Here is a 275-nt window from a genome sequence, read left to right as displayed (position 1 = left end):
GGCTGACGGTCCAGGTCGGCGGACGCGACGTGGACGTCACCGAGGTGGACGTGCGCCTCAGCGACGTGCGGCTGGAGGACAACTTCTCCTCCGCCGTCGCCGACCGCGCCGCCGGCAGCGCGCGGATCAGCTACCAGGACCTGACCGAGGCGGGCACGAAGGGCGCCTCCCTCGCCTACGCAGGCGCGGAGCGGGCCGCGAGGAACCAGGTCAGACTGGATGTGAACCTGACCCTCGTGGAGCTCACCCTGCACAGCTCGGTCGAGGTGGAGGAC

1 pseudogene is annotated in these 275 nt (G+C 71.3%); it reads left to right on the top strand.

The window, feature by feature from the left end:
- Positions 1-29 precede the first annotated feature (29 nt).
- Positions 30-275 (top strand): annotated as a pseudogene (locus ACSNOK_RS34205) (DUF2993 domain-containing protein); the annotation flags it as partial.

The organism is Streptomyces sp. URMC 126, from assembly GCF_051386555.1.
In the GTDB taxonomy this organism is placed as follows: domain Bacteria; phylum Actinomycetota; class Actinomycetes; order Streptomycetales; family Streptomycetaceae; genus Streptomyces.
Note: the sequence above shows the minus strand (reverse complement) of the source record. Positions and strands in the feature narration are given on the sequence as shown.